Source organism: Thalassotalea marina (assembly GCF_014656435.1).
In the GTDB taxonomy this organism is placed as follows: domain Bacteria; phylum Pseudomonadota; class Gammaproteobacteria; order Enterobacterales; family Alteromonadaceae; genus Thalassotalea_C; species Thalassotalea_C marina.
In genome coordinates this window covers 416,159-430,580 of sequence record NZ_BNCK01000001.1, presented here as the reverse complement: position 1 = coordinate 430,580, position 14,422 = coordinate 416,159, and the positions used below count along the sequence as shown (strand labels likewise).

Annotated in this window: 10 protein-coding genes and 1 riboswitch; of the genes, 5 read left to right on the top strand and 5 right to left on the bottom strand. The window is 38.9% G+C overall.

Features of this window, described 5'->3' with window-relative positions; all coding sequences use genetic code 11:
* Positions 1–225: 225 nt before the first annotated feature.
* Positions 226–314, top strand: a riboswitch (cyclic di-GMP riboswitch).
* A 72-nt stretch (positions 315–386) separates the two neighbouring features.
* From gbpA to IE199_RS01870, 3 genes are all read left to right on the top strand, one after another.
* Entirely contained in the window at positions 387–1,832 is a 1,446-nt protein-coding gene (gbpA, locus tag IE199_RS01880) for an N-acetylglucosamine-binding protein GbpA (RefSeq protein WP_189767015.1), read from the top strand.
* Positions 1,833–1,970: 138 nt separating this feature from the next.
* Positions 1,971–2,879, top strand: coding sequence for a polysaccharide deacetylase family protein (locus tag IE199_RS01875; RefSeq protein WP_189767014.1), 909 nt, complete (start codon positions 1,971–1,973; stop codon positions 2,877–2,879).
* A gap of 136 nt (positions 2,880–3,015) precedes the next feature.
* The gene (locus tag IE199_RS01870) at positions 3,016–4,770 is read left to right on the top strand and encodes a sensor domain-containing diguanylate cyclase (RefSeq protein WP_189767013.1); all 1,755 of its coding nucleotides are present in this window, start codon (positions 3,016–3,018) and stop codon (positions 4,768–4,770) included.
* On the opposite strand, the gene map is transcribed toward IE199_RS01870, so the two are convergent.
* Together map and IE199_RS01860 are read right to left on the bottom strand one after the other, a co-directional pair.
* A complete protein-coding gene (map, locus tag IE199_RS01865; protein ID WP_189767012.1) occupies positions 4,767–5,564 on the bottom strand; it encodes a type I methionyl aminopeptidase in 798 nt (265 codons plus the stop codon). The genes IE199_RS01870 and map overlap by 4 nt on opposite strands.
* Positions 5,557–5,781, bottom strand: coding sequence for a ParD-like family protein (locus IE199_RS01860; RefSeq protein ID WP_189767011.1), 225 nt, complete (start codon positions 5,779–5,781; stop codon positions 5,557–5,559). The genes map and IE199_RS01860 overlap by 8 nt, the downstream gene beginning before the upstream one ends.
* Before the next feature lie 151 nt (positions 5,782–5,932).
* On the opposite strand from IE199_RS01860, the gene IE199_RS01855 reads away from it, so the two are divergent.
* Positions 5,933–6,856: a C1 family peptidase gene (locus IE199_RS01855; protein ID WP_189767010.1), complete on the top strand. Its 924-nt coding sequence runs from the start codon at positions 5,933–5,935 to the stop codon at positions 6,854–6,856.
* Positions 6,857–6,920: 64 nt separating this feature from the next.
* Here the strand turns inward: IE199_RS01855 and IE199_RS01850 are convergent, their stop codons facing one another.
* Positions 6,921–7,970 (bottom strand): WD40/YVTN/BNR-like repeat-containing protein, encoded by a 1,050-nt coding sequence (locus IE199_RS01850; protein WP_189767009.1) that lies wholly within the window; start codon positions 7,968–7,970, stop codon positions 6,921–6,923.
* A 118-nt stretch (positions 7,971–8,088) separates the two neighbouring features.
* Between IE199_RS01850 and IE199_RS01845 the strand changes: the two genes are divergently transcribed.
* Positions 8,089–8,931 carry an HDOD domain-containing protein gene (locus IE199_RS01845; protein ID WP_189767008.1) on the top strand — a complete coding sequence of 281 codons (843 nt, stop codon included), beginning with the start codon at positions 8,089–8,091 and terminating at the stop codon, positions 8,929–8,931.
* Positions 8,932–8,948: 17 nt separating this feature from the next.
* On the opposite strand, the gene IE199_RS01840 is transcribed toward IE199_RS01845, so the two are convergent.
* Positions 8,949–13,244 carry a PAS domain-containing protein gene (locus IE199_RS01840; RefSeq protein ID WP_189767007.1) on the bottom strand — a complete coding sequence of 1,432 codons (4,296 nt, stop codon included), beginning with the start codon at positions 13,242–13,244 and terminating at the stop codon, positions 8,949–8,951.
* Positions 13,245–13,265: 21 nt separating this feature from the next.
* A complete protein-coding gene (locus IE199_RS01835) occupies positions 13,266–14,393 on the bottom strand; it encodes a PQQ-dependent sugar dehydrogenase (RefSeq protein WP_189767006.1) in 1,128 nt (375 codons plus the stop codon).
* Positions 14,394–14,422: the final 29 nt, after the last annotated feature.

The window sequence follows — 14,422 nt, the reverse complement described above, 5'->3', positions numbered from 1 at the left end:
ATGACTTAGTTTAAAAGTAACTAATGGTCTGTTTCATAAGCAAAATTCAGCGCAATGCTATCAAAATAAAAAATAAAGCTTACATTTCAAGCAATTATGTAATCTTACGTATACATTTAGCTGAGTTTAGACCAGTTTAATGCGATAAAATAATGCTTGTTGTAAATTTTAGTTTTACCTAATATTGTCGCGTTCTTAACAGAACATTTACATTTAGTTTTTTAACAGGGAAATTGGCAAACTGCTTGAAAAAGCAGGACGCAAAGCTACCGATCTAAGGCCAGTTTATTGGCTATGATAGCGGAGCTGCAGAGTATAGCTGTTTCTGTCAGGCTGTACTTTTTTCTGCGGACAGAGCCAAATGACCCATTTCTAAAGGGTTTTTTATGAAAAACTTAAAATTAACACTGTTATCTCCACTGATGTTGGGGATGTTTTCTATTGTTCCAAACCAAGTAGCCGCACATGGCTACATCAGTAAACCAGAGTCGCGTGGCTACTTATGCCGCTTAGGTGAAAACCAGCGTTGTGGTAATGTTGTTTATGAGCCGCAAAGTATTGAAGGAAGAGATCGCTTTCCTGAAACTGGCCCAATGGACGGGCAGATTGCCAGCGCGGGTCTACCGGTTTTTTCACCGTTAAATGCTCAAACCATTAGCCGATGGACTAAACGTCCGATCAGCGCTGGTGCCAATGAGTTTATTTGGACATTTACCGCAGCACATTCTACTCGAGACTGGCGCTACTTCATTACTAAAGCAAACTGGGACGCAAATGCGCCACTAACACGTGACCAATTTGAGTCAGTGCCGTTTTGTAGTTACGAAGGTCATTATAAACAACCACCAAGAACTTTAACCCATCTGTGTAACGTGCCAGCTGATCGTAATGGTTATCACGTTATATTGGGCGTTTGGGACGTGGGTGATACACCAATGAGTTTTTATAACGTAATGGATGTGATGATAGATAACGGCGACCAATCTGAAATACAGTGGCTGGATGTTGGTGATATCAACGCAATTCATGATTTAAAACAAGACGATAAAGTTATTGCTCGCGTTTTTGGAACAAGTGGTGAATTAACCGCATTAAAAACTGAGTTAACGATAACATCCGATGAAGAAGGAAGCGCCACTTTTTGGCCTAAATTAATGGCACAAACCATTAATGCTAACCAGTCATGGTTACAAGCCGGTGTTTTAAATGCTGAAAATGAAATAGTGCCTGTTGATGGTAAAAATGAAATTTTTGCACAATCTGGTTCAGGCATCGAGCGTGTAGAACTTAGTTACGTGAAAGCGCCACCACCGCAAGCTGAGGTATCAATTGAAGGAGTTAAACATCACTACTACATTGACAATGATCAGGTAGCCATTGATTTTACTTATGACGTTGACATGCCTGCCACCGTTAACGTGACGTTAAATAGCCACTACAATTCAGTAGTGCAATTTACCGAAACAGTTGAAGCGGGGACTACTGACTTTTCTTTAGTTTATGAAAATGCAAAAGCTGGCCACTATAATTTAACGATAGAAACCCAAGCGGAAAATGGCAGCCAAAGCCAACTAGGTTTCCATCTCAACATTACCGTTAACGATGGTACAACGCCACCTGAGCCTGGTACACCTGATGAAGCTGAATTTAGCTTTCCAGAAGGATTGCCACAATATAAAGCGGGCACAGTGGTGTTCCAGCCCAAGACAGGTAAGTTGTATCAATGCAAACCATGGCCATACAACGGTTTCTGCGTGCAATACTCGGCAAGTGCAAACCAATTTGAACCTGGTGTAGGTACGGATTGGGAAATGGCTTGGCGAGCACTTTAATACCAGTTATTAATTAAACTCGTTTAAACGCAAGAGGCAGATTTTCTGCCTCTTATTTTGTAAGCAATTTCTTCAGCTATAGCATTGACCACTATTTTTCTGCACAATTAAAATTCTATATGGAGTTAAGGGTAAGTCATGAAGTTAAAGTTGGCCGTTTCATTGTTTGTTATTTTTTGTCTAAATCAAAGTCAGGCTAAAGAAATAGCCATTACTTTTGATGACTCACCAAGGCATGCCACTGGTTATTTTGACGGTAAAACACGAGCACTCAAATTAATTGAACAATTAAAACAACATGATGTACCACAAGTAGCATTTTTTTCGGTGAGTAGTCGCTTAGATAAAGAAGGCATAGAGCGATTAAAACTATACGCCAACGCAGGCCATGTAATTGCCAACCATACCCATAACCATCCTAATTTTAATCAACTGACGCTAGCCCAATATCAGGAAAATTTCTTACTGGCCGACGAAAAACTTTCAACGTTTAAAAACTATAAAAAGTGGTTTCGCTTTCCCTACCTTAGAGAGGGTGATACACAAGAAAAACGCGATGGGATGCGTAAAACATTGGCCGACAATGGCTATTTAAATGCTTATATCACGCTAAACAACTACGATTGGCACATAGAGAGCTTATTCCAAAATACGATAAAACAAGGTATTGCCATTGATATGCAACGTATGAGTCAATTTTATGTTGAGCAACTGATCGACAGCATTAATTACTACGACGAACTGGCGATAAAACATTTAGGTTACTCACCCAAACATGTGTTGCTATTACATGAAATGGATATATCTGCATTGTTTATTGGCGATCTAGTCACTGAACTAAGAAAACAAGGCTGGAAAATTATACCCGTTGAAGATGCTTACACCGACAAAATTACTGACTACCAAACAACAAGAATTTTCAAATTTAACCCCGGTAGAGTTGGCGAAATAGCAAGAGATAAAGGGCAAAAGAAAAACCTTTGGCATCACAGCTTAGATGAAAAATATTTAGAGCAGAAATTTAACCAACAAGTATTGATGCAATAACCCAACTTATCCTTTTGTTGATATGGTGTTGAAACTTTTTAGCCAATTTAAATTTTTCAGCTGATATTCAACAAATTATCCTCGACATTCTTTACTAAAACAGTAAAAATTTAACTGATAATTAGGATTGGAGAAAATGTCGTTGAAAGGGACTGGAATACCCCTGATATTAAAAGTGTTTTTAACAACACTACTGCTAGTGGTGCTCAATGGTGTGCCTTCAGCGTTCGGTGCTGACGAACCGACGATTGTCGTCGAGTCAGCGAAAGTAGAGTTAGCAGAATTTCCCATGAGTTACTTTATTGATAGCTCAGAAGAAATGCCATTTTCTGAAGTAATACAACAATCCTTTACCCCTTCAACAAGTATGTTGACCTTAGGTACCAACGCTATGGTTACTTGGTCGAAAATACAAGTGTTCAACCAACACAGTGAAAAAATTCGTCTGTTTGTACACCACCCTTACGCTTACCATCTAAAAGCAGTAAGTTTTTATGAAACTCAGCACCAACAGGTGTTAAATCATATTGATATTCCACTTTACCAAAGTGGCGACAAACCTATGATGTACGGTGGTACAGCAGTATTTTCATTTGAATTAGCACCAAATGAGTCAAAGACAATTTATGTGAAAAACATCTCTTTTTCGCATCAATGGTATCAGCTAAGTTTGTTTGATGAAGAAGCCTCTAAAAAAGCATTAGTATCTACCGGCAATTATATTGCCCTGTTAGTCGGTATGATGCTGGCACTAATGATATATAACTTCTTTTTGTATATCTCTGCGCACAAAATTGAAAATGTTGTTTATGCACTTTATTTGATTTCAGGCACTATTTGGGTGTCACTTTCCTATGGTGTAGCTGCCAACTTTTTTGGCGTTTTTAGTGCAGAAGTTTTTCAATTTAATTCCACAGTATTGAGCATGCCTAGCTTTTTAGTACTGTTTATCATGTTAATTTTTGACACGCGTAAACGCCATCCAAAAGAGCATATAGCCTTATGTTTATTGCTTTTACTGCTTGTCGGCGACTTCATCTATAGCTTGATTGATATTACCGCCGCGCTAAAACCTGCAAGTACATTAGCGGCGATTATGATGTTAATCACATTTGGCGTTTCTATTTCACTTTGGCGCAAACGAGAGCCGCTAGCAAAGTACTTCTTTTTAGGGCACTTTATGTTTATCGCATTTAACATGTCAGCGGTATTTTATTACAAAGGAATTAGTGAATTTAATCAGATTAATAGCCATGGTGTGGGCATTGGTATTTTACTTGAAGCCCTAATGATGGCATTTGTTTTATCTTACCGAATTAATGAATTAGAACGTATTAAAGGTAAACAGGAAGAACTTAAAAGGCTGGCAGATACAGACCCAATGACAGGCCTTTATAATCGTCGATATTTTGAAATTGCAGCAAAACAAGCAATAGAGCAAGCCAAAAGGACAAAAACAGCGGTAAGTTTAATGGTTCTTGATATCGATCACTTTAAGAAAATTAACGACAATTTTGGCCATTTGGTCGGTGATGATGTCATTATCGCGTTTGGCAAACTATTAAAACAACATCAACGAAATGTTGATATTGTTTGCCGTTTTGGCGGAGAAGAGTTTTTGCTGTTATTACCCGATTGTGACGCCAGCAATGCCTATAAGGTCGCTGAACGTATTCGCCTTGCTGCCAGTAATTTTAAAATGCAAGCAGACGGCGATACCCAAATTACCTTTACCGTTAGCGCTGGTATTCATCAATTTAATTTACCAGATGAATCCATTAAGAGTGCAACAGATGCTGCAGATAGAGCCCTTTATTTGGCAAAATCTTCAGGGCGTAACCAAGTAAAAATAACGCCAACAGAAACGATTGCTATCGCCCCATCCCACTAGCCATATTTTGAGAAACCTAGCTGGGCTTCCTGTTCACGAAAGCTCAGCACTTCAAATCCGGTTTCGGTGACCAAAATAGTATGTTCAAATTGCGCTGAAAGCTTTTTATCTCGAGTGATAACAGTCCAACCATCTTTTTTGGTTTTTGTTTTATAAGTGCCTTGATTGATCATAGGTTCAATGGTGAATGTCATGCCTGGCTTTAAAGTTAGGCCAGTATTTACTTTGCCATAATGCAATACATCCGGCCCCTCGTGCATTTCTCTGCCAATGCCGTGACCACAATAATCTCTTACTACACTAAAACCGTGTTTTTCTGCATGTTGTTGAATAGCAAAACCGATATCGCCAAGCTTAACATTCGGTTTTACTTGTTTTATGCCCTGCCACATCGCTTCTTGGGTTACTTTAACTAAATGATTTGCCCTAGGTGTCGCCTCTGGCATCACAAACATTTTGCTTGAGTCGGCAATAAATCCATTTTTCTCTAGGGTAATATCAACATTGACTATGTCTGTTGCTTTTAACTTTTGAGTGACACTCGGCATACCATGGCAAACAACTTCATTAATTGAGGTGTTTAGCGAATACGGATAATCATATTGCCCTTTACTTGCCGGCCTAGCATTTAAACTATTGACGATAAAATCTTCAACTTTATTGTTGATCTCCATCGTTGAGATCCCTGGCGTTATAAAACCATCAAGCATTTGAAAGACCTGAGCAAGCAGCTGACCTGACGTGCGCATTAACTCAATTTCAGCAGCATTTTTAATGATTACTTGCTTACGCATTATCGGTTTGAGCCTTTTCAACGATTGGCATTTGATTTATCTGAGCCGCTTTTAGCAACTCAAGCATCAACTCATTAAAGCTTAGCTGCGGATTTAATTCTGCCTGCATCCCCACTTTGATCCAAAACTCAGCTTGCGCATTGATAGAACGAGACATCACTGTGCTGGCTTTTCTCACTTCTTCATGTAATTCATCTGAAATTTTTACGATTCCCATAACTCACCAAAAATATGATTCATATATAAATCATATATAATTCACATATAAACATAAAGTTTTTATTTTGCTGTTTAATGGTAAGCGCTGGCTTTAATCGACATTTACTTTTAGAGTAGCTAAAAAAATAATGCGAATCATAAGGACATATATGCGTCACCTATACTGCCGTACGGTAGAGCCTAACCATAATTGCCAAGCCCCCACTCTTTATCAACCTGGCTGTTGTTCAAATGGTTGGTGCGAAATAACTGAAAAAATTGATTTACGCCCTTACCTGTTATCACCAGTATTAGACCAAGGTTTACTTAATTCATGCAGTGGCTGTGCGCTTTCAGCAGCAGTAGAAATTACCCTTAACCGTGAACAAGACCACTTTTTTGAATGCGGCAATGGGTCAAAAGCATCCGCAATGTTTATTTATTATTACGAGCGCTTATTAAGTAACAAAGAGCTGGAAAACACTCCAGTTTATTTGGACGATGGCTTTACCGTATTAACCAGTTTTGGCGTTTGTTGTGCAGAGCTTTGGCCTTACCCTGAAACGTCAGTGCCACAATCACTTTGGCAATTAGCAAAAGATGGCACATTGGAAGAAATTACACAGGAGATGAGCCGGATTTTACAAGAAAAAGAATCGCTGATTAAATCCTTACTTGAACAAAAACCCTCTGAAGAAGCCAAAGTACAAGCGAAAGAATTTAACAATATCAAGTACACACAGCTTTCAATAGAAAACGGAATGAACGAAATCAAACATGCGCTTAGCAATAAAACGCCTATTGTTTTTGGTTTTATCGAGCCACAAAGTTTCTTTGACATTGCGGCAAATGGCGAGATGCCTATGCCTGCCGAAGACGAACTTCGCATTGGTGGCCATGCTGTGTGTGCGGTAGGTTTTGATGACGAGAAACAGGCAATATTGATCCGCAACTCTTACGGGAAAGACTTTGGCATAGATGGCTATTGTTATATGCCGTATGAATTTATTTTAGGACAATACACAGATGCAGAGGGCAACAAACACCCCAACGCCTTTAACTTTTACTGTATCTTAGAAGAAGGCAACAACTAAGTTCATGTGGTTACAAAACAGGCTGACCAATCAGCCTGTTTTAATGTTAACTCAAATAAGTGCGCTATTTTACAATTAAAACGCCGACTTTACCTTCAGCGCCAGCGCTAACAAAAATGTTCCCATCATTTGCCAAGGTATAAAAACCTCTATCACCTTCTACAGCTTGTAAATTATCTAAAGGTTGCCAAGTTTTTCCGTCATCGCTTGAATAGTCGCTACCTGTTTTGCCTGTGGTAATACAGATTGACTCATAACAACTCATCGCGGTTCGTAAACCTCGCTCTTTGGCATCAACTTGGTACCATGTATCTAATTTAGTTGCTATGTTTGCATACTTTGCAGGGCGTTGTTGAAAGTCACCGCCAAGGACAAATATTTGCCCTTGTGTATTTTGAGCCAATCCATAACCACCTGCAGTTTGTGTTTCACTATACAAAGGTACCGCTTGGCGTTGCCATGTTTCTCCCCAATCATTTGACTCATAAACAGACGCAGAGAATCCACCTGTGGTGCTCCAAGCTTTACCCTCTTCTCCAACAATTAGCGTATTGCCACTGGCAGCAAAAGCAGATTCTTTTTCAATAATCGCTGGTAACTTACTTTTGGCAATTCGTCGCCAAGTGTTACCACCATCTGTTGTTTTCTTAACAACATAATAGCCATCAACCGGATCGCCGAGCATTAAGCCAGTTTTATCATCCCAAAAATCAATCGCATCAAAAAAGCCTTCCTTATCTTTATTTTGATAAAGTAGTGCCCAGCTGTTACCGCCGTCTTGAGTTTTTAATAATTTTGAATCGTCTCCAGAGCCAACACTCATGATAATCGCGGTTTGTTTATCAAACACGTGAATATCACGAAAATCCAGTGACTTATATTGGCTAGGTGAAACATTTCGCCACTGCTGGCCAAGGTTTTCACTGACATAAACACTCCCTTTAGTTCCAGTTACCCAAAGTTTATTATCAACAGCAGCACTGCCACGCAATGATGCTTTATTGGGCAATTGACTTACCGTCCATTGAGGTAGATGAGTTTGCTCGCTACTTGCATAGCTATTAAATGTGGCGAGAGATAAGGTACATAGAATTATTTTTTTTAAATTGTTCATTGTTTGATTTGTGTTAAATAAAGGCTGCTATAACTTACTTTGTCATTGTAAGTTAAGTCAAATTAAGCCATAGTAAATAGCTATACCATATGCATTTATCAACTATGCAGTAAGAGCTATGTTACAAGTAGATCAAAAAGTACTGGATGATATTGGGCGCGGATTTTCGGTCCCTGCGCAGCCAGAATTACTCGTTAAACTACAACAATTAATGGCAAGTCCTGAGCCAGAAATCAATGACATTAGCCGAATTATTTCCCAAGATATTGCGGTCGCATCAACGGTATTAAAAACCATAAATTCGCCAATTTATGGCCTGTCCCGTTCAATTTCAGATATTCATAAAGCCTGCCGTTTTATTGGTATAACCGGCATCACGTCACTGGTAACCAATGTTTTAATTCAAAAAAGTTTTGAACAACAAGAGTGCAGTATCACTTTAGACGACTTTTGGCATAACACACAAAATATTGCCAATACCAGTGTGTTTATTGCAAAGCGATTAAAACATCAAGTATCCATTGATAAACTATTTTCATTAGGTTTATTTCATGATTGCGGCATTCCTGTGATGGCGATGAAATATCCAGACTATGCTGAAACCTTTGAACACGCGATTAAAACACCCAGTGAAACATTAACCTCGATTGAAGATTCCGTGTACAACGTAAACCATGCCACTATTGGTTACTACGTTGCATCGTCTTGGCGATTACCACGCGATATTTGTCAGCTTATCTTATCTCACCATGATCGAAACTTTCTCGACGTGAAAGCAGATATTGATCAACAGTTTTATTTTGCCGTACTGAAATTAGCCGAGAACTTAGTACATAATCATAAGTACTTTAGGGATTCTGCAGATTGGCCTTTCCTAAAAGATCAGATACTCACTACCCTAGATTTAGACGAGGATGATTTACAAGATCTTCATGAAGATACGTTAGAGATTCAACGATAAGCTCGCATCTTAGGTTTTTAAGCTTTTGCTAAAAGTGAGTTTAATACACTGATTATTTTATTTTGTTCAATTGGCTTAGCTACATATTCATCCATACCTGCAGCTAAACATTTCTCTTTATCGCCCACCATCGCATTGGCTGTCATCGCGACAATCGGAATATATTGAAAATCGGCGCCGGCTTCTCCAGCCCTAATCGCTTGCGTCGCCTGATAACCGTCCATTTCAGGCATCTGACAATCCATTAGAATTAAATCGAAGTGTTGACCTTCACTATTGCTCTTTAACAAATTCAACGCTTCTAAACCGTTATTTGCGACATCACAAGTTAAGCCGAGCTTTTCAAGCAAGCCTTTAGCAACGGCTTGGTTAATTCGATTATCTTCCACCAATAAAATATGTGCATTAAGTGAACTGTTTAATTGATTATCTATATGGTTAGCTAACTTAGCTGGTGTGTTATCTACTTCTATAACACTTTCTTCTTTGCTGCGGCTAGTCAACAATTGAATCAAGTTTTCACTGGTTATCGGCTTAGTAACTTGTTCATGAACATTTAACGCCATTAAAGATAGTAAATTACTTGGCATGTTGATAGGTGTCATGAGCACCATTTGCATGTCATCAAAGTGACTATCAGCATCAAGTAATTGTACCAAGTGCTGATCGCCTATTTGTGCTAACTCAACATCTATAAGTGCTAAGTCGAATAATGGCCGCTCACTGGCAATGAGTTGCTGACAAAAATCTAACGCTTCTTTGGGCGTGTTCATGGTATAACAAGTCCCACCCCATTGCTCAAATTGCTTTTTAATAACTGCACAGTTGCTTTTGTTATTATCAATAACTAACACTCTGGGTAAACTTTCTAAATTCGGCTTTGAAGGTACATCTTCAGCTGACTTTTCTAATAATATACTGCATTTGAAAGTACTACCTTTACCGGGCTCACTTTCAACATCAATATCTCCTGCCATCTCGTTACATAGGCGTTTAACAATCGCTAGGCCTAAACCTGTACCACCAAACTCTCGGGTCGTTGACGCATCTAATTGTTGAAAAGCACTAAACAACTTATTTTGGCGCTCTCTTGGAATGCCAATACCGGTGTCTTTCACAGTCATCACAATTTGCCAATGTGTGCTTGAGTGTTCTATCTGCTCAATAGTCACTAACACTTCGCCCTCTTTGGTAAATTTAATAGCATTAGCAACCAAGTTAATTAAAATCTGCCTGATACGGTTGGGATCACCAATGACAAAGTTTTGCTTAACCTCGGTTGTATCTAATATGAGATCTAATCCTTTTTGCTGTGCTTGTAATGCCATAGAGCGCGCAAAACTAGACACAGTATGGATTAGATTAAAGGTGATCTGTTCAAGCTCTAATTTGCCAGCATCAATTTTAGAAAAGTCTAAAATGTCATTGATCAACGTAAGTAAAGAATGTGCACTTTCTTGTGCAATTGACACCCTTTGTTGCTGCTCTTGATCTAAGTGAGTATCTTGCAATAGATCTAACATGCCAATAACACCATTCATCGGTGTTCTAATTTCATGACTCATACTTGCCAGGAATTCGCTTTTAGCCTTTGCCCCAGCTTCAGCTTGTTGCTTCGCTTTAGTCAGGGCAGTTTCGGTATTTACCCTGTCAGTAATATCATAGTTAACCCCGATCATTGACTGTGCATGATCATGTTCGTTAAACAGCACAATCGCAGCAGCTCTTATATGCCTGACTTCACCATTTGGCCAAAGAATTCTAAATTGAGTATCAAATTTATCACCACCATTTATCGCTTGTTCAAGTTCAGCAACCGCTCTTTGTGCATCGTCGGGATGAATACCATTTTCCCAAGCTTCATAGGCACCTGAAAAATTTGCTTCACTGATGCCATACAATTTAAACATCCATGGATCCCACTTCAGCTCATTGGTCACCACATTGTATTCCCACACACCAATACCCGCAGAGTCGGCAGCCAATGTCATTCTTTGGTTCATTGAGTTGATTTCACTGGCAACTTGCTTTTGCTCAGAAATATCAATGTGTGTACCTATCATTCGCTTGGCTGTGCCGTCTTTATGCCATTCAACTGATTTACCAGTGCTTAAAATCCAAACCCAGTGCCCCGCTTTATGCTTCATCCGCAACTCACAGGTATAATATTCGTCTTCACCACGCCAATGCGCTTCTAATTGTTGTTGAGTCAAACCTTTATCTTCTGGGTGTAAATAGGTTAGCCACGTATTAACGTCGACTGGTTCTAATTCGCTAAGGGAATAACCTATGATGTTTGCCCAGCGCTCATTAAAAACGGTTTTGCAAGTATTAATTTCCCAATCCCAAATACCAACGGCGGTTGACGCCATCACAAAGTCTAAGCGCTCTTTCTGCACTCTAATCATCTCTTGAGAAGCAACTCTTGATGAAATATCTTGAATTGAACCAAAGATTCGCACACATTGACCATGTTCAAAATCGGCTTTACCTCTAACAGCTATCCAAATACTGTTACCTTTGGCTGTCAACAGTTTGCATTCAAGGTTTATCGGTGTGCCGTCATTTATTGCTGCATCAAGTGCTTTTTCAATTATCGCTTTGTCATTGTCTGTATGATAAAAATCTATCGCTCTCTCTAAAGTTGGCTGATAAGTGTCGGCGACTTCATGAATGGCTTTTGTCATCGGCGACCAAAACAGCTTACGATTCATTAAATCTAATTCCCAAGCGCCTATTTTTGCTTGTTGAGACATTTCTGACATCATTTGTTGTTGAGCCAACACTTTTTGCCGTTGCTGCTCTCGGGTAAATGCTGCTCCTATCCAATTACCAAATAACCGAACTAAACGAAACTCCCGGTCTGAAAAAGGCCTCGCCGACTTTTCAATGCTGGAAAAGTTTAACGTGCCATATCGCTTGCCCGCGACAAAAAGTGGGATGCCAATATAACTTTCTAACCCAAAGTTTTTGTAACAAGGATGGGATTTAATTTCACTTTCGCCTACATGATGAAAGCCTTTAGGGCCGTTAGCGGCAAAGGTATGCACACAATAGGTTTGTTCAAATGGAAACTGAGCGCCAGGTAGTAATCCATCGTCTGGTGCAACGCAGTGTAATACCGTATAAATACCATTTTCGATGTGGCTAACAATTGCAATAGGCAAATGAAACAATTGTGTACCAAGCACTAGTAATTCCTGAATTTTTTCATCCAGATTTAAGTGTTGGTTGGTGGTGATTTTATGTAATTCATTTAAGGCAAATTCAATATGTTTTTGTTCACTGATATCGTTTTGAATAACGATAAAATCCACAATTTGGTTTTCAACATTTTTAAGCGGCACTAAGGTTGTTTCAAGCCACAAGACTCGGCCATTTTTAATTTTGTTTAATGACTCACCACGCCAAAACTCCTCTTTATCACAGTGTTGTAAAATATTGGCAAAATCTTTTTTGCGATAGGTATCAGCACAAATAAGGCGAACATCCATGCCAATAACATCTTGCTCTTGATAGTGATAAAACGCTAAAAAGTTAGCATTAACGTAGGTAATTTTACCTTTAAGATCGATTTTAAAAACAATGGCATGTTTATTAATCGCAAATTGAAACTCGGCACTTTGATTTTTTGCTTTTAATAATGACAGATAATTACGTTTGATTAGGTTTTCAGTAGGCCTAAATAGAGCGATATAAAAAAACAAGAGTAGAATTAAGGTAAGCAACCAATTGACCATTTCGTATTTGTGAAGCTCTTCAACTCTGCTTTGTGAAGCTTGTTCTAATAACGTTACGGCGTTATCCAAATGAGCAAGAATCTCGCTAACACTTTTTTGATTAAAGTGCTGCTCGATAAAAAGTTGCGCCCTTGATGGCTCTGTGATTGAAGTTAAAGCCCTAGCGTTTTTTGCAAAGGCTTCAACTTGTTGATTTAAATTTAATTTTGAAGACTCTGAAGTATTGTAGAGCCTTTGCAGCTTATTAAGCTCATCATGTTCATTTGCTGAAATCTGCTTAGATAAATACGTTTGGTTCGCAATAAACTCATCGGTAAGTGACTGCAGATTATTTACTGTATTTGTCACTTCTTTGTTTAAATAGAGTTGATTGACATAAACATAGGATTGCTGCGCAATTCGTTGCGACAGCATTCTTTGTTTACCACTTAAGTTAATTAAATTGGCATCGCCAGATTGTTGCTCGACTAACCAATTTAAAACAAAATACGACACACTGGCCAATATGGCTAAAATGAGCAACGCAGCAATATTTCTTTTACCAACTTGCTGAATGAGCGAATAACCTTGCAAGGTACCTTCCTTGTAATACGATTAGTTGATTAGCTTTTTGATACCACCACCGTCGAGGCCTATGTAAATAGTACCATCAATACCTTGGTGTAAACTTCTTACCCGTCCTAAATCACTTAATAATTGTTGCTGATTCACCACGTTACCTTGTTCAACAGTAATAACTACAATATAGCCAAACTTAAGCGAGCCAAGTAAATATTTATTTTTAAGTTTAGGATATTTTTCAGAAGTTACTTTGATAAATGCACTTGGTGCTATAGAAGGATCCCAATATAAACTAGGCTGTTCCATGCCCTCTTTTTCGGTTAAATCAGTAAATTTTGTGCCAATGTAATTGATGCCATAACTGATGACTGGCCAACCATAATTTTTGCCCGCTTCAACTAAATTGATCTCATCGCCACCTCTTGGGCCATGCTCGTGTGACCACAATTTTTTAGTATTTTGATCAAATAAAAGCCCTTGTGGATTTCTGTGACCATAGGAATAAACGGCAGGCCTTTCACCTTTAATAAAAGGATTACTATCCGGAATGCGGCCATCAAGGTGTAAGCGATATATTTTTCCACCATCACGAGATAAATCTTGCGGATTTGTGTCTCTATCTCCTCGATCACCAATCGAAAAATAAACAAACCCTTTGTCATCGAAAGCTATACGACTACCGTAATGACGGCCACTAGTGGTGTTTTCTTGTCCCTTATAGAGCACCTGAACTTGTTCTAGTTGCCATGTTTTTTCATTTAATAATGCACGCGCTAGTGCCGTATTACTACCACGACCTTGGCCAGATGAGCTAGCATAAGTAAAATAAAGCCACGGCTCTTTATGATAACTTGGTGATAAAGCGATATCGAGTAGACCTCCTTGACCATTATCATCAATGTCAGGCAATCCAGAAACTTCAATAGCTGTTAATTGATTTGGCTTAAAGGCTAATAATTTACCACTTCGTTCAGACACTAACAGCACACTGTTTGGCAATTGAGTTATTCCCCAAGGAATACTCACATTGTTAACAACCTTTTCTGTGCGGTACTTGCCTGCAAATGAGTTTTTATCTAATTGATGAGAGTCTCTGGCAAAAGTTAATGGCGCAAACATTATCGCTACCATCAAACATATGAGGCTTTTGGGGTTGCTCATGATAAATCCTGTAATTCCTTTGTACCGTT